At 64.4% G+C, this 19,584-nt stretch carries 22 protein-coding genes and 1 pseudogene; 11 read left to right on the top strand and 12 right to left on the bottom strand.

The features are described from left to right. Positions 1–220 precede the first annotated feature (220 nt). The 4 genes from C491_RS19725 to cmk are packed head-to-tail and all read left to right on the top strand — an operon-like array spanning position 221 to position 3,434. On the top strand, positions 221–721 hold the full coding sequence (locus tag C491_RS19725; RefSeq protein WP_005559579.1) for a hypothetical protein: 501 nt from the start codon (positions 221–223) through the stop codon (positions 719–721). Next, positions 714–2,312, top strand: a complete 1,599-nt coding sequence (locus C491_RS19730; RefSeq protein ID WP_005559581.1) for a sodium/proline symporter — start codon at positions 714–716, stop codon at positions 2,310–2,312. The genes C491_RS19725 and C491_RS19730 overlap by 8 nt, the downstream gene beginning before the upstream one ends. After that, positions 2,312–2,767 (top strand): hypothetical protein, encoded by a 456-nt coding sequence (locus C491_RS19735; protein WP_005559583.1) that lies wholly within the window; start codon positions 2,312–2,314, stop codon positions 2,765–2,767. The genes C491_RS19730 and C491_RS19735 overlap by 1 nt, the downstream gene beginning before the upstream one ends. 55 nt (positions 2,768–2,822) lie before the next feature. Then, positions 2,823–3,434, top strand: a complete 612-nt coding sequence (gene cmk / locus C491_RS19740; protein ID WP_005559585.1) for a (d)CMP kinase — start codon at positions 2,823–2,825, stop codon at positions 3,432–3,434. An 80-nt stretch (positions 3,435–3,514) separates the two neighbouring features. On the opposite strand, the gene C491_RS19745 is transcribed toward cmk, so the two are convergent. Then, complete coding sequence (locus tag C491_RS19745) at positions 3,515–4,543, bottom strand: proline racemase family protein (protein WP_005559587.1); 1,029 nt, start codon at positions 4,541–4,543, stop codon at positions 3,515–3,517. Between the two features lie 291 nt (positions 4,544–4,834). Here C491_RS19745 and C491_RS19750 point away from each other — a divergent pair, with 291 nt between their 5' ends. The 4 genes from C491_RS19750 (at position 4,835) to C491_RS19765 (ending at position 7,676) form a co-directional block, all read left to right on the top strand. Beyond that, a complete protein-coding gene (locus tag C491_RS19750; protein ID WP_005559589.1) occupies positions 4,835–5,668 on the top strand; it encodes an aldo/keto reductase in 834 nt (277 codons plus the stop codon). A 79-nt stretch (positions 5,669–5,747) separates the two neighbouring features. Then, positions 5,748–6,494 (top strand): hypothetical protein, encoded by a 747-nt coding sequence (locus C491_RS19755; RefSeq protein ID WP_005559590.1) that lies wholly within the window; start codon positions 5,748–5,750, stop codon positions 6,492–6,494. A 48-nt stretch (positions 6,495–6,542) separates the two neighbouring features. Continuing rightward, positions 6,543–7,334, top strand: coding sequence for a 2-oxo acid dehydrogenase subunit E2 (locus C491_RS19760; protein WP_005559592.1), 792 nt, complete (start codon positions 6,543–6,545; stop codon positions 7,332–7,334). 150 nt (positions 7,335–7,484) lie between these two features. Continuing rightward, complete coding sequence (locus C491_RS19765) at positions 7,485–7,676, top strand: DUF7333 family protein (RefSeq protein WP_005559594.1); 192 nt, start codon at positions 7,485–7,487, stop codon at positions 7,674–7,676. Between the two features lie 14 nt (positions 7,677–7,690). Here C491_RS19765 and C491_RS19770 read toward each other — a convergent pair whose 3' ends face one another. The 3 genes from C491_RS19770 to C491_RS19780 form a co-directional block, all read right to left on the bottom strand. After that, complete coding sequence (locus C491_RS19770; RefSeq protein WP_049892412.1) at positions 7,691–8,200, bottom strand: pyridoxamine 5'-phosphate oxidase family protein; 510 nt, start codon at positions 8,198–8,200, stop codon at positions 7,691–7,693. A 247-nt stretch (positions 8,201–8,447) separates the two neighbouring features. Then, positions 8,448–9,260, bottom strand: coding sequence for a hypothetical protein (locus C491_RS19775; protein WP_005559597.1), 813 nt, complete (start codon positions 9,258–9,260; stop codon positions 8,448–8,450). 210 nt (positions 9,261–9,470) lie between these two features. Further along, entirely contained in the window at positions 9,471–10,442 is a 972-nt protein-coding gene (locus tag C491_RS19780) for a phosphoadenosine phosphosulfate reductase family protein (RefSeq protein WP_005559599.1), read from the bottom strand. A gap of 998 nt (positions 10,443–11,440) precedes the next feature. Here C491_RS19780 and C491_RS19790 point away from each other — a divergent pair. From C491_RS19790 to C491_RS19800, 3 genes are read left to right on the top strand one after another with little or no spacing between them, the layout of a single operon-like run. Next, entirely contained in the window at positions 11,441–12,229 is a 789-nt protein-coding gene (locus tag C491_RS19790; RefSeq protein WP_005559601.1) for a hypothetical protein, read from the top strand. Positions 12,230–12,268: 39 nt separating this feature from the next. Further along, the gene (locus C491_RS19795) at positions 12,269–13,486 is read left to right on the top strand and encodes a metal-dependent hydrolase family protein (RefSeq protein WP_005559602.1); all 1,218 of its coding nucleotides are present in this window, start codon (positions 12,269–12,271) and stop codon (positions 13,484–13,486) included. A gap of 49 nt (positions 13,487–13,535) precedes the next feature. Further along, positions 13,536–13,847 carry an ASCH domain-containing protein gene (locus C491_RS19800; RefSeq protein WP_005559603.1) on the top strand — a complete coding sequence of 104 codons (312 nt, stop codon included), beginning with the start codon at positions 13,536–13,538 and terminating at the stop codon, positions 13,845–13,847. Positions 13,848–13,856: 9 nt separating this feature from the next. Here C491_RS19800 and C491_RS19805 read toward each other — a convergent pair whose 3' ends face one another. The 8 genes and pseudogenes from C491_RS19805 to C491_RS19840 all read right to left on the bottom strand — a co-directional run bounded on the left by C491_RS19805 (position 13,857) and on the right by C491_RS19840 (position 19,572). Then, positions 13,857–14,171: a hypothetical protein gene (locus tag C491_RS19805; protein ID WP_005559604.1), complete on the bottom strand. Its 315-nt coding sequence runs from the start codon at positions 14,169–14,171 to the stop codon at positions 13,857–13,859. Between the two features lie 212 nt (positions 14,172–14,383). Then, positions 14,384–15,556 (bottom strand): C45 family autoproteolytic acyltransferase/hydolase, encoded by a 1,173-nt coding sequence (locus tag C491_RS19810; RefSeq protein ID WP_005559605.1) that lies wholly within the window; start codon positions 15,554–15,556, stop codon positions 14,384–14,386. Positions 15,557–15,843: 287 nt separating this feature from the next. Further along, a complete protein-coding gene (locus C491_RS19815) occupies positions 15,844–16,425 on the bottom strand; it encodes a DUF7110 family protein (protein WP_005559606.1) in 582 nt (193 codons plus the stop codon). 115 nt (positions 16,426–16,540) lie between these two features. Beyond that, positions 16,541–16,888, bottom strand: coding sequence for a glutaredoxin family protein (locus tag C491_RS19820; protein ID WP_005559607.1), 348 nt, complete (start codon positions 16,886–16,888; stop codon positions 16,541–16,543). Positions 16,889–16,959: 71 nt separating this feature from the next. Beyond that, entirely contained in the window at positions 16,960–17,427 is a 468-nt protein-coding gene (locus tag C491_RS19825; protein WP_005559608.1) for a DUF6691 family protein, read from the bottom strand. Between the two features lie 85 nt (positions 17,428–17,512). After that, positions 17,513–18,047: pseudogene (locus C491_RS19830) on the bottom strand (YeeE/YedE family protein). 137 nt (positions 18,048–18,184) lie between these two features. Further along, positions 18,185–18,982 carry a M14 family metallopeptidase gene (locus C491_RS19835; RefSeq protein ID WP_005559611.1) on the bottom strand — a complete coding sequence of 266 codons (798 nt, stop codon included), beginning with the start codon at positions 18,980–18,982 and terminating at the stop codon, positions 18,185–18,187. Positions 18,983–19,068: 86 nt separating this feature from the next. Further along, positions 19,069–19,572 carry a DUF309 domain-containing protein gene (locus C491_RS19840; RefSeq protein ID WP_005559613.1) on the bottom strand — a complete coding sequence of 168 codons (504 nt, stop codon included), beginning with the start codon at positions 19,570–19,572 and terminating at the stop codon, positions 19,069–19,071. Between the last annotated feature and the right edge of the window lie 12 nt (positions 19,573–19,584).

Raw genomic sequence — 19,584 nt, forward strand, 5'->3', positions numbered from 1 at the left:
CGTGAGCGGCTCCTTTCGAGGAGCGGCGACGGAGTTTAACATGTTAACGATCACCTACTCGGCAATCTATTGTGTGTAATAGGACGATGATTTGTGATAGAAAGCGACGGGTCGGCCGAGTGCGGCCGGTCCCGAGGGGACGCCGCGGGGGACGCGGACAACGCGTCGAGACCGTCGGCGGACGGCCGGACCGACGACTCGAGCGAGGGGTGAGCGACCGATGACGCGGAACACGACGATGACGGTGATCGGCGTGCTCTCGGTGGTCGCACTCGTCACGGCGGCGCTGGGACTGTACCGCGTGTTCTCGTTTGTCGGTGCGGCGACCATCCTGGCGGTGTTCGCGGTCGCGACGATCGAACGCAACGGGTCCGAACTCGATCTCGCGCCCTACACCGGACTGATCGGCATCCTCGGCGCGTTCTTCGTCGCTGGCCTGGCCGGGATCTGGCTAACCTGGGAGCCCGGCGTCACCGACTACAGCTACGTGCTGGGCGTGCCGACGTCGACGCTGATCTACTTCGGGTTCATCTGGCTGTTGCCCCTGACCTGTGCGGTCTACTACTCGCTGCTGTTCGATCGGGTTGCAAGCGAGGAGATCGTCGAGGGCATCCTCGAGGACGCCCGTAAGGCCCAACGGGGCGAGTCGCTCCCGCTGGCGTCCGAACAGCCCGAGAGCACCCTCGAGGCGACCGACGGAGGTGAGCAGACCGATGAGTAGCGTCCTCGGAACCGCCGGAACCGTCCTTCAGCAGGACGGGATCCCCGTCGCGGACGACCCGATCATCCTCGGCTTCGGCGCGGCGTACCTGCTGATCGTCCTCCTGATCGGTATCTGGGGCTGGATGAGAACGGAGTCGACCAGCGACTTCCTGATCACGGGCAAGAGCATCGGCACCTGGGTCCTCGCGCTGACGGCGTTCTCGGTGATCCAGTCCGGGTTCGGATTCATCGGCGGTCCCGAACTTGTCTACGAGTTCGGGACGACCGCGCTGTGGATCTTCTTTACCGCGCCGCTTGGCTTCCTGCTGACGTGGGCCGTCCTGGCAAAGCGGATGCGCCTGCTTGCCGACATCCGGAACGTGTTGACCCTGCCCGACGCGATGTACGTCCGCTACGAGAGCGACTGGGTTCGCGGGCTCAGCGGCGTCGCCGTCGCGCTCGGCGTCGTCGCCTACCTGGCGGTCAATCTGGCGGCGCTGCAGTTCGTCATGCGGGCGATCTTCGGCATCCCCGTGCTGTGGGGACTGTTCGGGGGCGCGCTAATCCTGCTGCTGTACTGTATGCTCGGCGGGATGATCGCGGGCGTCTGGACGGACTTCCTGCAGGCGATCACGATGGTCGTCGGCGCCGTGTTCGTCTTCGCGTACGCGATCTCGTTCGGGGGCGGGATGGAGAACATCTCCCAGAACCTGGCGAGTACCGATCCGAACCTCATCTCGCCGTTCGGCGCGATGGGCGGTGCGACGACCGCCGTGCTCGTCGGCATCGCCTGGTGGGTGCTGTTCTCCGTCGGTGCGGCTGGCCAGCCCCACCTGATCACGAAGTTCTACATGAGTCGTAACCTCACGATCCTGAAGTGGGGTGCACCGATCGCGGCGATCTCCTACGCGATCTCGAGCCTGATTGCCTTTTCGGCCGGCCTCTCGATGCGCGCGATGGTCGAGGCCGGCCAGCGCGAGGCGACGTTCTCGGCCTCGGAGGTCGGCCCCGTCTTCGTGCTCGATCACACCGGGAGCATTGTCGCCGGGCTGATCCTCGCAGCGCTTCTGGCGGCGATCATGTCGACCAGCGACTCGTTCCTGAACATCGGCGCGGCCGCGATCTCGCGGGACATCCCGCGGGCGCTCGGCCGGCCGATCACCGATCCGAAGACCGAACTCCGCGTCACCCAGGCCGCACTCGCAGGGCTGACGGTGTTGTCGACGATCGTCGTCTTCTACTCCGACGCGCTGGTCGGTATCCTCGGCGCGATCAGCTGGGGCTTCTTCGCCGCCGCGTTCGTCCCGGTGGCCGTCTTCGGGTTGAACTGGAAGGGGGCGACCAAAGAGGGGGCGATCGCCGCCCTCGTGGTCGGCATGCTGTACAACATCATCTACAACGTCGTGCCCGAGGCCGCGGCGATCGTCGACGCGGGCTGGCTCAACTGGGTCAGCGAGAACGTCGTGATGGCGACCTACCCGTACCCGCCGGAGGTCCCCGCGGAGGCGATCTCGCTGCTCGTGACGATGGCCGTCTTCGTCTTCGTCTCGATCGCCACCCAGAAGGGACGTGAACTGCCCGCCGACCTGCACGCTCTGTTCGAACGGTGATGACCGCGACCGAGGAACCGATCGCGAGACTCACCCACTGGATCCGCCAGCGCCCGAACTCGATCGAGTTCTGGGAGCTGGTGGTCACCGACGAGCGGCTGCTCTGCTGTTTCGTCGGCGAATCCTACCGTTCGATGCTGTTGCGGGCCGACATGGGCGAACGCGGCCGCGCGCTCGTCGCCGACAGCGCGCCCGCGGAACTCGAGTCCCTCGACGAGCGAAACTTCTCGGTTCCCCTCGAGGCCATCGAGGGAATCCGGCTCGTCACCGGAACGCGGTTCCGGCGAGCGAAACTCGAGATCGACTGGAACGACACGGACGCCCCCTACGACGACGGAATGACGCTGACGGCGTCGAGCGGAGCCGAGTCCCAGGCCGACGTCGTCGCCGGCCTCGAGGACGAGCCATCCTTCGAGGACGTCGCCATCGACGTCGAACGGCGGGGCTGGTTCTAGGACCGCGTTCCGTTCGAACGGATGACTTTTCACGTCGACCCGTGAGGGATCGTGTATGTCCACGGGTGCGACGACGACCGTCGAGATCGATACGACACTGTTTATCACCGTCTCCGGGCCACCGGGCTGTGGCGCGACGACGCTCTGTGAGCGTCTCTCGGATGCGATCGGCTGTCCGTACGTCTCCGGCGGAGACATCTTCCGCGAACTCGCCGAGGACCGCGACATGAGCCTCAACCAGCTGACGGCGAAGGCGGAGGCGTCGGGCGATATCGACCGGGCGCTCGATCGGCGGCTGCAGTCGATCGCGGAGAAGTGGGGCACCGCGAACAAACCCTTCATCCTCGAGTCCCGGCTCGCGGGCTGGATCGCGGGCGAGCGCGCCGATCTGCGGATCTGGCTCGACGCCCCCGAGGACGTCCGCCTCGAGCGCATCGAGGATCGTCTCGAGACCGAGGCCGAGATGCGGGTCCGGGAGGTCAGCGAGGCCGGCCGCTACGAGTCGTACTACGAGATCGACATCGACGAGCGGGAGTTCTACGACCTGCAGCTCAACACCGCCCGCTGGGGGAAAGAGGGCGTGTTCCAGATCGTCCGGGCGGCACTCGAGGAGTACGACCCGGGCGCCGATACGGGAGCGTTTCCGACGCCGGCGCTGGACCCGTAGTCGCTTCCCGCCACTACCGGAGACGACGGGAGAGGCCAGTACTGTGCTGAACCCCAGCCGTGACTCAACCGAAGGCAGTATTATCGAATCAAGAACCCATCGGATAAGGGATCTTCCGGATCGATCACAAATTCGTTCCGCCCAGTGACGTAGGCACTTCCGGAGATCCGCGGAACGATCGCGTCGTAGCCGCCATACGGTTCTTTGCCGGTGATTGTTCCTCGGAACACCGTACCGATGATGCTCTCGACGACAAGTTCGTCACCCACCTCGAGGTCGCCGCGTGCGTGTTGGATAGCGAGTCGGCCGCTGACACCGGTGCCGGTTGGCGAGCGGTCGATTTGCCCGTCTGCAAACACACACACGTTCTTGCTGTCGCACCCTTCGGTGGAAGACTCCTTTCTGAAGACGGTCCCGTACAAGAAACTCAAATCGTCTTCAACCGGGTGTTTGATGTCAAAAGAATCCGAAACCGCGCGCTTGATAGCCATACCGGTGTGTATTATTTCGTCATCGTTATCTGGTGAAAGATCCAGATCAATCTGATCGGCATCACAGTAGGCATAGAACGCGCCCCCATATCCGAGATCAAATTCGACCGGGCCAAGTTCGGGAACAGTGACGGTTTGATCTAGTAGCGGAGCGAACGATGGAACGTTCTCGAAAGAAACCGACGTCACACGATCCTTCTCGATTTGGGATGTCGCGGTGACGAGTCCTGCGGGAGTGTCGAAAGCGACGATTTCTTCGGGCTGGTTCGGCGGGAGCATCCCAGTCTCGAAGAGAGCCGTTCCCAGCGCAATAATACCGTGACCACACATCGAACTGTAGCCTTTGTTTGTAGTGAACAGGACACCAACGTCGGCTTCGTCGGAAACCGGTTCAGTGAGAACCGCGCCGTACATGTCCGCATGTCCGCGTGGTTCCCACATTAGTGCGGACCGAAGCGTATCGTACTCATCGTGCATGTAGCGACGCCGTTCGAGAATCGTTTCACCCGTTAGCTCAGGAAAGCCGTCAACGATGATTCTGAGAGGTTCTCCACCTGTGTGCGATTCGATCGTCGTAATACGATCCCACTCACTCGGGATCCGGGGCTGGTCCAGCATAGTTCACTAGCTCTCGTTTTTCTGGACGGTATATGTTCTCGCCGAACGTAACTCGGCCTCACTGTTCCTCTCGTGCTCGTCAACGGCAATCACGATAGTGTTTCCGACAATATGCACTAATTTTCCAAATCCTGAAACGAGTTCAAATATCGTGCCCCGACTCAACCTCACGGCCACCCCTGAACGGAGCCACAATGTGATTCACCACTATGCGTCGGGTCGACGCGCCGAGCTGCCGATCTTGCTCACGCAATCACAATCCCTTTTCGGATCCTGACGAATCCTTCGGACATGGTAGACGAAATCGCTCCCGACTTCTGTCCGACGACGTCGAACGGCCTGCCGATGCTCGGCCTTGGTACCTGGGAGAACGACGACCCCGAACAGTGCGCCGAGAGCGTCCGAAACGCCCTCGAGCGAGGGTACCGACATATCGACACGGCACAGGCCTACGACAACGAGGAAGCCGTCGGCGAGGGGATCGCGAACGCCGACGTCGACCGCGAGGAAATCTTCCTCGCGACGAAGATCTGGACCGACAACCTCGGCTACGAAGACGTCAAGGAGACCGCTCGAGAGAGCATGGACCGCCTCGGGGTCGACTACCTGGACATGCTGTACGTTCACTGGCCCGCCGGAGCGTACGAGCCCGAGGAGACCCTCTCGGCGTTCTCGGAGCTGTACGACGAGGGACTGATCGAGAACGTCGGCGTCAGCAACTTCATGGCCGAGGACCTCGAGAGGGCGATCGACGTCTGCGACGCGCCGATCGCGGCCAACCAGATCGAACTCCACCCGCTGCTCCCCCAGCCGGACCTGCGCGAGCGCTGTCAGCAGTACGACGTCGACGTCGTCGCCTACTCGCCGCTGGCCCGCGGCCAGGTGTTCAACCACGAGGGGCTCCAGAACGTCGCGGCCCGACACGGCGTCAGCGAGGCCCAGGTCAGCCTCGCCTGGCTGCGCGAGAAGGGCGTCACCGCGATCCCGAAGGCGACCGGCGAGGACCACCTCGAGGACAACTGGGAGTCGCTGCTTGTCGAGCTCGACCGCTCCGACGTCGACACGATCGACAACGTCGACGACGTCAGCCGCGAAGTCGACCCCAGCTTCGCCCCCTGGAACTGACTCGAGGGCTGCCGACTCGACCAGTTCGAGTTCCTGAATAGGAAGAAAGCTTACCACTTTTCGAGCCGTCGCAGGCGCTATGGCAACCCGCACACGGAGGGGTGACGCCGGCATCTTCGGCGAGATCGCGACAGACGTTCGGCGGCTCCACGTCGGCTGGATGGCGCTTCGGTTCCCCAGACAGCGCGGCCGCGGCCACGCCGTCATGGGTCGGTGGACCCCCGAGACGACCTCCCAGCAGCTCCGCTACTACGGCTGGGGCGTCCTCGGCGCGCTCGGTCTGCTCGTCGCCTACCCGCTCACCGTCATCGGCCTCGCGACCCGCTACTACGCGGCAAGACTCGACTCGACCCGAACCCGGCTCGGCGTCGCCGGCGTCACCGGTCTCGCTGTCCTCGCGTGGGGCGGGCTGACGGCCGTCGCTCACCTTCAGCTCGAGCCCGACGCCGTTCTCGCGGTCGCCGCAGCCAGCGCAGTCGCGACGGGGGCGACGGCGCTTTCGGCCGGCTGCTCGCGGGTCGGGGGCCGATCCGTCTCCGTGCTGCTGGCGTACCCGTTCGCGCTGACCGCACTCTTACTACCGCCGGTCGTCGCCGCGCTCGTAACCCCCTCGCTCGAGGGGGTCGTCCTCGAGCCCAGCTACGCGTTCGCGGTGCAGCTGCTCGAGGGGCCGCTGGCCGTCGGCGGACTCAACGAACTGCTCCGGGCGAACTTCGAGCTGGCGGGCGCGGCTTACGCGGCGATGTGGGTTGCGATCGCGTTCCCGCTGGGGTGGCTGCTGGGACTTGCAGTCGCGCTGGCAAACCTGGTTCGGCCCTCGAGCTGAATCGGAGTCGTAGGCAAGCAGTATACTTCTCCTCGTGGTCCGACGGCTATGACCGAGCGCGGCGAAACGATCGAACCCTTTCCGCTGGGGCGACGCGGCACCGTCGACTACATGCGCACGGCCGGCCGACGGAGCGTCGTCCACGGGCTTGTCGAACTTGACGTGACCGAGGCTCGACGGCGCATTCGAGAGCTCGAGGAGCGGACTGGAACGCGACGGTCGTTCACCGCGTTTCTCGTCTTCTGTCTGGCTCGAGCGATCGACGACCACCCCCACGTTCAGACGTACCGCGACTGGCGGGGTCGACTCGTCCGGTTCGAGGACGTCGACGTGAACGTCCTGATCGAACGGGAGGTCGACGGCGATCGGATCGGCGTCCCGCACGTCATCAGGGCGGTGAACCGACGGTCGCTCGAGTCGATCCACGACGAGATTCGAGCGGCCCAGACGGATCCGAGCGTGGGACGACAGCGCGGCCTGGCGGCTGCGGGCCTGCGGCTTCCCGGCCCCGTCCGGCGGCTATTGTGGCGACTGCCGCAGGTCTCTCCCCGCCACTGGAAGCGCCTCGCCGGTACGGTCGCCGTGACCTCCGTCGGGATGTTCGGCGACGGCGGCGGCTGGGCGGTTGCGCCGACGAACTACGCGCTCCAGCTCACGGTCGGGGGTATCGAGCGCAAGCCAGGGCTCGTCGACAACGAGGTCGTGCCTCGAGAGTACCTGAGCCTCACGGTGACGGTCGACCACGACGTCGTCGACGGCGCGCCCGCTGCTCGGTTCGTCGGGCGCCTGCGTGAACTCGTCGAAGCGGCGCACGGGCTGGATGAGGATCTCGAGACGTAGGGATTACAAAACAGGGAGCGTCCGGTACTCGGAGCCCTGCTGCTCCGCGGAACTGTCGGATCCGAATACGTTCGGCCCAGCTCGAGTGTCTGCTCGAGCGTACTGCCGGTTTCCGATACCCTTTGGGGGTTCGCCGTCCCACGATCACGTATGGAGTTCGATCTACCAACCACGGCGGCGACGTTTATCGCGCTGATCACGCTCGGCGCGGTCGGGATGATCGCCTCGAACATGATGACGACCGACAGCATCCTGATGATGGTCGTCCCGTCGATGGTGATCTTCGGCGGGATCATGCTGCTGATCGGCGTCAAACACGGCCAGTACCGAGCGATGAAGTAGCCGAAATCGGCATTTCAGGGTCCCTCGTCGAACATCCAGCGGGTCGCGTCCGTCGGAAAGTCGGCCCACGCGAACACGACGTCCGGACGAACGCGAAAGAACGGCGTTCCGTGCCGGACGTCGTACTTCTCCTCGTAGGCCGCCTCGAGCGACTCGAGGAGTTCGGCGTCGGCCGTTTCCTCGTCGAGTCGCTCGGCCCGACCCTCGAGGATCACCACCTCCGCGGCGTCCTCGCGGTGGACGACAATATCGGGGTTTCGCTCGAGGTTGCGAACCCACCGCGTCCGCTCCCCGCCGCCGCAGTGGAAGGCGCCGTCGACCCAGACACCCCAGGTCGGCCGAACATGTGGAAACCCGTCCGGGCGAACGGTCGTGATCCAGTACGATCGGTCGCCGGCCAGTTTCTCGCCGACGAACTCCCAGGGGAGCAGACCTTCTCTATCGTCAGGAATACCGTAACTCGCCTCGGTCGCGGGACGGGATCGGTGCGCGTCGTCGATGAATCTCGAGTCCTCGTCGGTCATCGAATCATACACGCGACGGAACTGCATGAAACGCTGGTTGCTCGAGAGATATCGAAAGTCCAACTACTATCGTTCGCTGTACAGCTCAACCAGTTATAAATGCTAAAAAGAATACGCGCGCCCTCAGCAACGGGAGGATGGCAAGGGCAGCGCAGAGAGTACTTGCCGCTAAAATCGAGGTTCTCGTTGTCAGGCTTGACAACGGATAGAACGGTAGAGCAGGTGGTGTAGAACGATAGACGGTACGTTATGAGGTGGCTTCGGATAGTCTACGAAGGTAGGCTCCGGCGAAGAGTACCCCGAGGAGCGGGGGAACGATCGTCCCGACGAGAATCGGAGCCGAGATCTCAATGCCCTCTCCCATATCCACGACCGTAATTGCGGTCAGCGTCGGCGCGATCAACGCTGCAAAGACGAGCAATACACCGGCACAGACGTAGCCCCACGGCCGTGAACGGTGTAGCCAGATGGCGGTGATGGCGAGTGACGGAACCAGAATGCCGAGATCGATAACGTAGGTGTGGGCCGCCTCCGGCCCGAACTGCGCAATGGCGGACGGGAGTTCACCTGCAAGCAGGGCAGAAACGATGTCGAATAGCCACATGAACGTGAGGCCGACCGCTGCCACCGCGAGGAACACGACGTACAACCGTACCGAGATTTCGTCGTGGAGTGCGTCGTATACCCGTCTCGAGTTCGTTGTTACAATGCCACTGAGGAGTGTGAACACAGCGAGGGCAAACAGTGCAACGTAGCCGAGAAAAAAGTCGTTGTAGGCGACGACGAACGCGTAGTGGGTCCACATGTAGGCCATGAACGCGAGAGAACCCAGCCAGATGAAGCGTCCACGAAGTGAGCCACGGACAGCCAGCCAGAGACCGACTGCGAGTGTGGGAACCCCGAGGAAAAGGACGACCGCGTCTTGGGCTTGCAAGCGGAGAAGTTCGAACCCTGACTCGACGTAGTGTCCGTCTCGAAGGAGACCGAGCGCACTCGCAACCACCGCCAGAAGCAAGAGGGCCACCGTCGCGGCGGTCTCGTACCGACTCGGTTGTGTCATGCTGTGTCACCTCCCTCGGTTCGTCAGAAAAAGATTCGCCACGGGCCTGCGAAAGGCTCTGTAGTCCGCTCTCGGGTCGTCGCCTGTTCTCCCACCTACTGTCGATTCTGGCAGACGGTTCAACGGTTACTAATCTGACCTGCGTAACGCCTCTGCTCGCTCGAATCCGGTACGAATACGCAACACCGAACCCGGACTACCGACTTACCGCTACATGTAGCCCAGATCGCGCAGGCGCTCCATCAGGTCCTCCTTGTCCTGGGCGCGGCCCGCGCGCTCGGTCGTCCCCTCGAGATCCTGGAGCCAGGCGGGGTCGTCCTCGGTCTTCTCGGTGCTGATCTCGCTGCCTAGCGATCGGAACCCTTCCCAGTACTTCGGCGAGACGGGCGTGTCGGCGGGCTCGAGGCCCTCCGGCAGGTCGTCTTTCCCCTCGGGGACGTAGCCCTCGTCGGGGAACTCCGCAACGGTGTCGGGGACGACGAAGTTCCAGAACGCCTCCCAGACGGCGGCCTCCTCGAACTGCAGGATGGACTGGATCCGGTCGTGGGGCGGGTAGATGTCGGGGTCGTGACGCGGCGAGAAGAACGTCTCGTCGGCGCGGGCCTCCTGTTCGTCCCAGCGGACGCCCGAGAGGATGCCGTCGATGTCGTGCTCCTCGAGCGCGTTGTTGAGCGCAACCGTCTTCAGCAGGTGGTTGCCGACGTAGGTGTCGAGCAGGAACGGGAACGTCTCCTCCTCGTACTCGAGCAGGTCACGGACGTGGTGGCGGTTCTGCTCGGAGAGCTCCTCAATCTCGATCTCGTCGCCGGGCTCGAGGCCGTGTTCGTCGACGTAGTCGCCGACGTCCTCGTTGCGCGCGTAGATGACTTCCAGGTCCCACTTCTCGGCCCAGTCGTCGACGAAGTCGTGGATTTCGTCGAAGTGCTGGTAGTGGTCGATGAAGATCGCCGGCGGCACCTCGAGGTCGTACCGTTCGGCGACCTCCTTGACGAAGTACAACACGAGCGTCGAGTCCTTCCCGCCGGTCCACATGACCGCGGGGTTCTCGTACTGCTCTAAGCCCTGGCGGGTGACCTCGACGGCCTTCTCGATCTTGTCGTTGATGTGCGGGTAGTCCTCGGGATCCTCTCCCTCGCCGTCCTCGTAGTTTACGTCGACGTAGTCGGGGAAGTTCTCGGTCATCGTACTGTAATTAGATATAATTAGGAGGGTTAAACCGTTTGTGGGACCGGAAACCTCTGACGGAACTCCGGACGCCTAGTGGCACCTGACGGGTCGGCTGTTGGCGAGTGAACAAATCGTTTATCTATCCGGGCTCGAGAACACTCAGCATGATCGATGCGGTCGCTGTCGCGTTCGTCCTCGCCGGGATCGCCCTCCTGCTCTCCGGCACCGCCCTCTCCGTGTACGGCGTCGTCGCCCTCGGACTCGCCGCGGGCGCCGGCGGCGGGTATCTGGTCGGCCCCGCGGTCGGAGCCGCGCTTGGACTCGAAGGCGTCGCGGCCGCGGGAACCGCCGCCGCGCTCGGCGCGGTCGTCGGCGGCCTCGGGAGCTACCTCGTCCTGTCGGCGGCCGTCTCGCTTCTGGGGTTCGTCGTCGGGTCGTCCCTCACGCTCGCCGCGATCGCCGCGGTCGCTCCCGAGGGCGGCTGGCCCCTCGAGTGGGGGCTCGCGGTCGCCGTCGGCCTCGTCGCCGCGGTGCTCGGACTGGTACTGACGCGGTGGGTGACCGCTGCGATCACCGCAGTCGTCGGCGCCGCGCTCGCCTCGCAGTCGCTCACCCCCGACACCGTGCTCGCCGCGGGAGAGACGCTGGCGCTCGAGCCGCTGCTGTTCGACGTCACCTCGCCGCTGTTCCTGGCGCTGGTCGCGCTCGGCCTCCTCTCGCAGTTCGGCCTGTTCTCGCTGGGGACCCTCCCGCGGCTCGTCCGGGCGGTTCCGGGACTGTCTCTTATACACATCTCTGATGGNGCCATCAGAGATGTGTATAAGAGACAGGTGTCGATGACGGCGAGGATAATGAACGACTACCAGCAGAAAACCGCCCGACAGCGTTTGCCAGGATCGACGGCGTGATCACGTCCGATCGCACCGCGGACCGGCCCCGCTCGGTTCCGAAACCGTCGCCCGCTCGAGGAAAGGTGTGGCTTACTTTGTCGGTCCCCCTCACACAGTGAGGCGATGACGTTCGCCGAAGACCGACTCGCGAGACACCTCGTCGACGGCGAATCGGTTCGGGCGCTCGCTACCGGTTCGTTCCCCGGAGAGCCCGGATCCGAGCCGGTAGCCGTCGGTCTCACCGACCGACGCGTGCTCTGTGTCTCGGCGGGAGGCGGGCTCACCGACATCAGGTACGAGTTCGTTAGCTCGGTCCGAAGCCGACCCCGACGCCGGTGGCAGTACCGCTACCGGACGGACGACGCGCTCCTGGTCGGGGCCGTCGGAGCGCTTCTCGCGACGATCGGCGTCCTCGTCGCGGTCGGTGTCGCCGCCGGCGTCGGACCGATGGGCGGCGCGCTCACGACCGCGCTCGCGGCGGTTGCTGCGACGACGCTCGCGGCGGCTCATCGTGTCCGAACGATGACCGGGCTCGGGCCGACGGTTCGGCAGTTCCTGATCGGTGCCGGCGGTTTCCTCCTCCTGTCGATCGCCGTACTCGCGGCCCTCGTCTCTTCGATCTCCCCCTCGCTACTCGCGGCCGCGACGGTCGCCGGGCTAGGGAACCTCGTCTGTACGCCCCGGTTCGTCGCCGCGTTCGACGGCGTCGGACTCTCGCGAACCCGCGCGACCGAGCTGACGATCGCCACGGTCGACGGCGAGACCGTGCGACTCCTGTTCGAGGGCGACTCGGAGTTCGGTCGGATGCTCGGTGCCTCGCTCGCTCGAGACGACTCGCCCTCATCGAACAGTTCTGCGGACGACGGACCGACGGTCCTCGCTCGAGATCCCCTCGAGGGAGAGGGGCGATAACGCACAACTGCTAACCACCCCCGCTGTGAACGTCTTGATATGCGAGTTATCGACGCGGACGTGGTCGTGACGGGCCGTGACGAGCCGCCGCTGTCGGACGGACGGCTCGTCGTCGACGACGAGGGGCGTATCGACGCCATCGGGACACAGGAGGACGTCGCCGCGCCGGCGGCGGCCGCCCACGATAGCTACCCCACGGTTACTCCGGGCCTGATCGACGCCCACGTTCACCTGCAGGGAACCCGGGAGATGAACCCGCTCGTCTGGGCCACCGAATCCTCGGAGCTTGGGACTGCACGGGCGACCGCGGACCTCCGCTCGCTGCTCGAGGCGGGCTTTACCGCCGTCCGGGACGTCGGCTCCTCGACTGGGCTGGGGCTTCGCGGGGCCGTCGCCGAGGGCGCGATTCCGGGACCGCGGGTGTTCACGAGCGGGCAGAGCATCAGCCAGACCGGGGGACACGGCGACTCGCACTTCCTCCCCTACGAGTGGGCCGCGGACGGCGACGGCTCGCTGGCGACGCTGGCCGACGGCGCCGACGACTGTCGCAAGGAGGCCCGCAAGCGGATCCGCGACGGCGTCGACGTCATCAAGATCATGACGACCGGCGGGGTGTTGAGCGAGAAGGACGCTCCCGACCAGAGCCAGTTCACCGACGCCGAGATCCGGGCGTTCGTCGAGGAGGCTCACCGCGTCGGGATCCCGGTCGCCTCCCACGCCCAGGGCGCACCGGGGATCAAGGCCGCGCTCCGCAACGGCGTCGACACGATCGAGCACGGCTTCTGGCTCGACGAGGAGTGTCTCGAGCTGTTCGCCGAGACGGGAGCGATCTTCGTCCCCACGCTGTCGATCATGCATCGCTTGCTCGAGCACGGCGCCGACCACGGCGTCCCCGACTACGGCCTCGAGAAGGCCCGCGAGGCGAGCGAAGCCCACTTCGACTCCGTCCGGCGCGCCTACGAGGCCGATGTCCCGATCGCGACGGGGACGGACTTCCTCGGCCCCGAGCTGGTCCCCCACGGCGAGAACGCCCTCGAGCTCGAGCTGTTCGTCGAGGAGGTCGGCATGAGCGAACACGAGGCGATCCAGGCCGCGACCCGGGTCGCCGCCGAAACCGTTCCCGCCGACGATATCGGCACGCTCGAGGTCGGCAACCGCGGCGACGTTCTCGCGCTCGTCGGCGATCCCTGCGAGGACATCGGCGCCGTCAGGAGTCCGGAGACGGTATACGTCGACGGCGAACCGGTCGGGCTGTAGGACCTCGAGTCACCGATACCATTATTCCTCGGCGGCCGAAGATCCGTCCATGGGAACGATCGACGCGAGCGACCTCCTGCCCGCCGAACGGCTTCGAACGAGCGCGCTCGAGGGCGAGATCACCCAGCTCCACCGCGGGGACAAACACGCCGCGGAGGGCGATACCTTCGAGATCGGGGGGACGACCTTCGAACTCGTCAAGGTGACGGAACGGCGGCTCGGCGATCTGACCGACGAGGACGCACGTGCCGAGGGGTCGTCGGATCTCGAGGCCTACAAGCAACGGATCGAACGCACCCACGGCACCGAGTGGGACGACGAGAACACCGCGTTCTTGCACCGATTCGAACCGATTTCCTGAACTCGACCGTCAGGAGTTCGAGAACTGAGCCAGACACTCCCCACAGCACTGCTCGTCGGCACCGTTCGGTTCTCCGCAGGTCGGACACATACTCCCCGAACCGTCGGCGCGGTCGAACTCGAGCCCGTTTGCCAGCACGGCGAGGACGTCGTCGTTCGGCGACGGTTCGAGGGTTCCCTGCCGACGCAACTCGAGGACGAGCGCGTCGTTTTGCAGTCGCTCTAACCCCCGCACCAGCCCGAGAAAGAGGAGCGTCGGCGCGACCGTGACGAACGCCGCGAGCGCGAGTCGACCGACGATCCCGTAGCTGCTCGGATCGTCCATACGCGGAGTACGGGGACGGAACGGAAATCGCTGCCGTCAGTCGGGTCTCGAGACGCTCGCGCTGCCGGGAGGCTCAGTCGCTGCTGAACGTGTCGTGTATTTTCGCGTCGGGTAGGTCGTCGACAAACAGTCGGTTCCGGGAACATACATCGATTCCAGATCGCTCTCGGCCGATCTTCGTGCTGAATCGGATGGTTCCCACCACGAGGCGACTACCGCCGATCGAGCCACTGACGCCCCGTTCGAAGGTCACTCGGAACCTCACCACCGAGCGAACACCGCACGCGGTCCGCCGTGCATGGGTTCCCGATCGTGACTTCGATCTCCGGAGAGCCGCCCTCGAACACTGCCGAACTCGCGGTTGTCAGTTGTCCGAAGCCGTTCGGTTCGTCCGTTTCGGGTTCGGGATGCCGACAGATCGAGTCGTCACCTGGCCCGTTCACATGATCCCGAGCGAACCGCCACAGCTCGTCCCTCCCGATTCTATCGGCGTCATCGAGTAGCGACGACAGCCGGTTCAGACGTGCCGTCGAACTCTCAGTTGTAGGTGACTCCGAGAGGACGAAGTGGTTTGTTCGCGTTGCGACAGACCCGGCCTCGACAGCGGTTTCCTCCGCGATCGGATCGATCTCGAGTATCATACCGTCGTCCTCGTCGGCGAGAAACAGCGTTTGCCCCATCAGCCGCCATGTCGGAATCGACTCGAGTAGCGTTCGGGCCTCTGTGACGGTCGCACACTCCTCGAGTATTCTGCGAACGATGGTCCCGTTCCGGATCTGCAGTTCCCGGTCAACGTCGTCTTGCTCTCGGTCGATGTTCGTATTCGCGACGACCAGTCCTCGATCGTTGACGCCCTTGAAAATCGAGACCGTTCCACAGGAGTCGACCGATAGAAACCCGTAATAGTCGTCTATCGGTGGCTGTTCGATAATCGACTTCGGTCGTAGTCCCCGTCCGGTGATATCCCGGTTCTTGAGCACGAGCGGGCCCGTTGCTGGAGCGTCGGGTCTGGATGCATCGGAGGTCGCTATCGACGGCTCAACGAGTACGTTCGCACACCCGTCTCCACCACCTTCGGATCCGTCGTTACTGAGCGCTCCACAGAGTTCCGGGTACGCAAAGACGTACACCTCGTAGATATCGCGATCGACGTCGAAGGTCTCAGCCATCGCGTCGTAGGCTCGCCGGTGACGATCTGGCAAACTCTCACGGCTCTGCTCGGCCTTCTTGAGGAGCGGATCGACGTCGATCCCCTGTATCGTGATCTCGGACCCGAGTTCGTCGATTGCCCACTCGACCGCTGTCCGTTCGGTCTTCGCACGTCGGCGAGCCTGCTGAGTAAACGTGTCTACTTGGGCGATCGTCTCGGGCCCCGCTTGATCCATGGCGAGAACAGTTTCTCGGACAATTTATGTTAACAGCTTGCAAACTAACCGATTAATACTTGAGGAAAACACTCAGTTAGGGTATCGAGGCATACTAACCGCAAACTCAGCTCCTGTCGAATCGGTCTGGTTTGGTAGCTGTGGCGTAAGCAGTGCTCGAGAAGAACACGATCCGTACAGAGTAGGTGGCTGGGTGGACGGAAACCCTGTACGACCTACCGGTGATCGATATGAGGAGGTGATCTCGCTTCGTCTGCGGACGACTTCCTGCGGAGGGATCTACAGCCTCAGTCGCTGATGAACTTGTTGTCCCGCCAGTTGACGCCGCCCTGGCTCGAGCTGTGGTCTCGGGGCCCCTCGACGACCTCGATGTCGGCCGGCCGGGGCTCGCCCTCGACGATCCGGGTCGCCTCGAGTTCGTCGTCGAACTCGGTGATCGCCGTCAGGGTCCCCTTCTCGGCGGCCTCGGCGATCTTACAGAGGACGAGGAACATCTCGTACTGCAACAGGGAGTTCTGGAGGACGGTTTCGCGATCGCCCTTGAACGCGGCGTACTCGACGAGCTCGGATTCGATCTCGTCTTCCTCGTCCTCGTCCCAGCGAAAGGAGTTGTGTCGCTCGTCGGGGTCCTCCTCATAGACCCGGTTCTCGGTGACGCTGGCCTTGAGCTGGGCCGTCGGCGTGTACTTGCTTACCGTCTCGTCCTCGGCGACGGCTTTCAGGATCAGCGTGTTGTTTCGCCGCGTGATCTCGACGTCCGAGACCCCGTCAGGGTACGTCGCCTCGTCGATGTGGTCGTGGAGGTCTTCGAGGGGCAGTTCGAGGGTTGAATGCAGCCGATATACGTGTCTGGATTCCTCTGTGGACATAGTGGGAAGGTGTGGAGCGGTCGCTGGTCCCTAGTACGGTCGGGTGGCTTATATGACCTGCTATTAAATTCGAGTCCATCTAAAAGGAATGAATTTAATTCGATCTCGCTGCTAGTTATTCGTCGGACTCGAGCGTCTCGGCCAGCTCGCCGCGCTCCTCGAGTTCGGCGAGGATGTCGGAGCCGCCGACGAACTCCCCGTCGACGAACGTCTGCGGGATCGTCTCCCAGCCGCTCTGGTCCGCGAGGGCCGTCCGGTACTCGTCGAGCGACTCGAGGACGTCGACGGTCTCGTAGTCGTCGCGGTACTGGTCGATCAGCCCGAGCGCTCGTCGGGAGTAGCCACACTGTGGCATGAGTTCCGTCCCCTTCATGAAGAGGACGACCTCGTTGTCCTCGAGTACGTCGGCGACCTGTTCGTCGACTTCGTCCTGATCGAGCCCCTGGTTCGGTGGAAAGTCCATACGCCGGCTACGGTCGTGACGCGGATAGACCTTACGTCCCCGGTTATGGTACCACGGTTCGTCTCGTCTCCTCAGTCGGCCGTCGACGCCGGGGCGTCGCCTTCGGCCCGGGCCGACCGCCAGTAGCCCTGGACGTAGGCGCCGAGGAACATACCGGCGATCCCGTAGAGGATCGCGACGTTCCCGACCCCGAGACTGGCGTAGGCCGCGCCGGGACAGATCCCGGAGAGCCCCCAGCCGACGCCGAAGATGCCGCCGCCGAGGACGACGTTTCGGTCGAGGGTCTTCAGCCGACGGGCGTAGGGCGTTCCGGTAAACGGCGCCGTACTCCGGACCAGTTTGATGCCGAAGAACGTGATCCCGGTGACGACCGCTGCCCCGCCCATGACGAACAGTAGCCCGAAGTCCTCGAACTGCAGGAAGTTCAGTACGATCTCGGGCTGGGCCATGTGGCTGAAGCCGAGGCCGAAGCCGAAGATCAGTCCGCCGACGAACACCAGCGGCATGAACAGCGGGTGTTGGTCGTGGTCGGCGCTCATCGCTCACACCGCCGTTCGTGGCTTGCGGTTCGCTTCGATCGCCGCTTGCGTCCTCGGGATTTTCGCACGGCTCGAGTCCCGCTCATCAGGGACTCACCCCCAACGCCTGCACCAGCTGGGCGACCCCGATCGCGATCAGCAGGAACGTCGCGACGCCNCCCGCTCAGAGATGTGTATAAGAGACAGGTACAACCCTTGCCGACGCGGGTGCCGATCCCGATGAGGATCCCCCCGACGAACAGCCGCCAGGGCTGAACCTCGGTCATCCACAGCGTCAGCCCGCCCACGTCGTAGAGCTGGCCGGTCGTCGCGGGCTGGTGGAGCGAACTCGAGACCAGTCCGGACTGGAAGGTGACGGCGTAGATCGCCGCGCCCGCGACGATTCCCAGGGTGAAGACGACCCGCCAGTCCCGCGATGGGACGTACCGCTGGAATCGCGAGAGGTTCGAGACGTACGAGAGCGTCGACTCGAGGAACGTGCTCGCACCGGCGGCGATACCGGTGCCGAGATAGATGACGACGGTACCGAGCCCCACGAGGAGACCCCCGATCGCGTAGTGGCTGATCCCGTTCGGGAACAGCTCCCCGAACGCGACCGCGAGGAGTGCTGTCGCTGTCATGTACGTTCGAAGGGGACGGCGAGGCATCAATCCTCCTCACTCGGGGAAACTTGTGCGTATCTCGGAGCTTCGCGGACTGACTCGAGCCCGAACCGATAACCGATGACCCTCCCGCGTTCACGCGTGGAGACCGGTCGTCAGTCGGCCGCGCTCGAGGTCGTCACGACGTCGAGCTTCTCGGCGGCGTAGCCGAAGACGTCGCAGTAGCCGTAGGAGGACATGAGAACGGGGTAGAACGACTCGGTCGCGACCTGCGTGTCGCCGTCGGCGGCGGCGAACGGATCGCCCGGCTCGATCTCGGTGAAGTTGTCGACGAACACCTCGTAGCTGTCGGCCTCACCTTTCGGAATCGAATCGACGAGGCGGTAGACCGGGAGGTCCCGTCCAACCGTATCACCCGGCAGCGCGTCGACGGCGGTCAGGAACGATCGGGTGAGCCGGAGGGCGTTCTGGGCCGCCGTCTCCGACCCCTGGAGCCCGCACTCGACCTCGACGGTCTCGATCTGGGAGAACAGCCGTCCCTCGGCGAACTCGCTGGTCTCGACCATCGCCTGGACGGGCAGCTGCGGACAGATCGACGTCGCCCGCTCGTTGACCTGGTTGACGATGGCGAACGGTTCGGCGTGGCTCTGCGTGGAGTGCATCGAGAAGGCGAAACAGCCCGACAGCTCGTCGACAAGCTCGTCGGCAAGCTGTCCCTCGTGCGTCTTCGCGTTCGGATCGCCCGGAAACGCCCGATTGAGGTCCTCGTCGACGAACCGGACCTGCCGCTCGAGGGCCTTCTCGTTGGCGACCACGAGCTTGACCGGACGCTCGACGGTTGGGTTCTCGTCGAGCAACTGCTCGACGGCGCGAACCCCGCAGGGTTCGTCGCCGTGGATTCCCGCAACGACCGCTATCTCGGGCGTTCCTGACCCGAGCTGTGCAACTTTCATTACCAGTCATAGGAACCTCAGCTTCAAATGCGATTCGGTCCGGTACGAAACGTGACCGCGGGAGGGCAACGGCGATACGACAGCCATCAGGGACCGTTCTCGAGGTCAGCCGCGTACTCCCGGTCGACCGCCCGGGCGGTCGGTCGCTCGCCGTCGAGCGGGATCCGCCAGCCGTCGATCGCGGCGGGCTCCTCGAGGGCCGCCGCCATGGTCTCTCGAACCTCGAGAACGTCGACCCCGTAGTAGTCGTCGGGAACGTCCTCGAGGTACTGCAGGGCCGTTCGGAACAGGCTGCGCATCCCGCTGTCGTCCCCGAAATCGGCGCGCTTGTAGGCGCCGGCGGCGACCTGGACCATCCCGTGGAGAAACGCGCTCTCGGTCCTCCCGCGACCGTAGTTGTACCACTCGAGTTCGAAGCAGTCGTGAGACTCGTGGAACTCGCCGTCGTTGAACAGGCGCACGCCGTGGACGACGGCCCGCCGGAGCGTGCCGTGCTCCCAGCCGTTCGACGCCCCGCGGTCGGGATCCCACCCCGTCGGCGAGCCCGAAATCGGCGGCGCGACGGCGTAGTCTCTGTCTCTTATACACATCTCTGATGGCGC

The organism is Natronococcus amylolyticus DSM 10524, assembly GCF_000337675.1.
In the GTDB taxonomy this organism is placed as follows: Archaea; Halobacteriota; Halobacteria; order Halobacteriales; family Natrialbaceae; genus Natronococcus; species Natronococcus amylolyticus.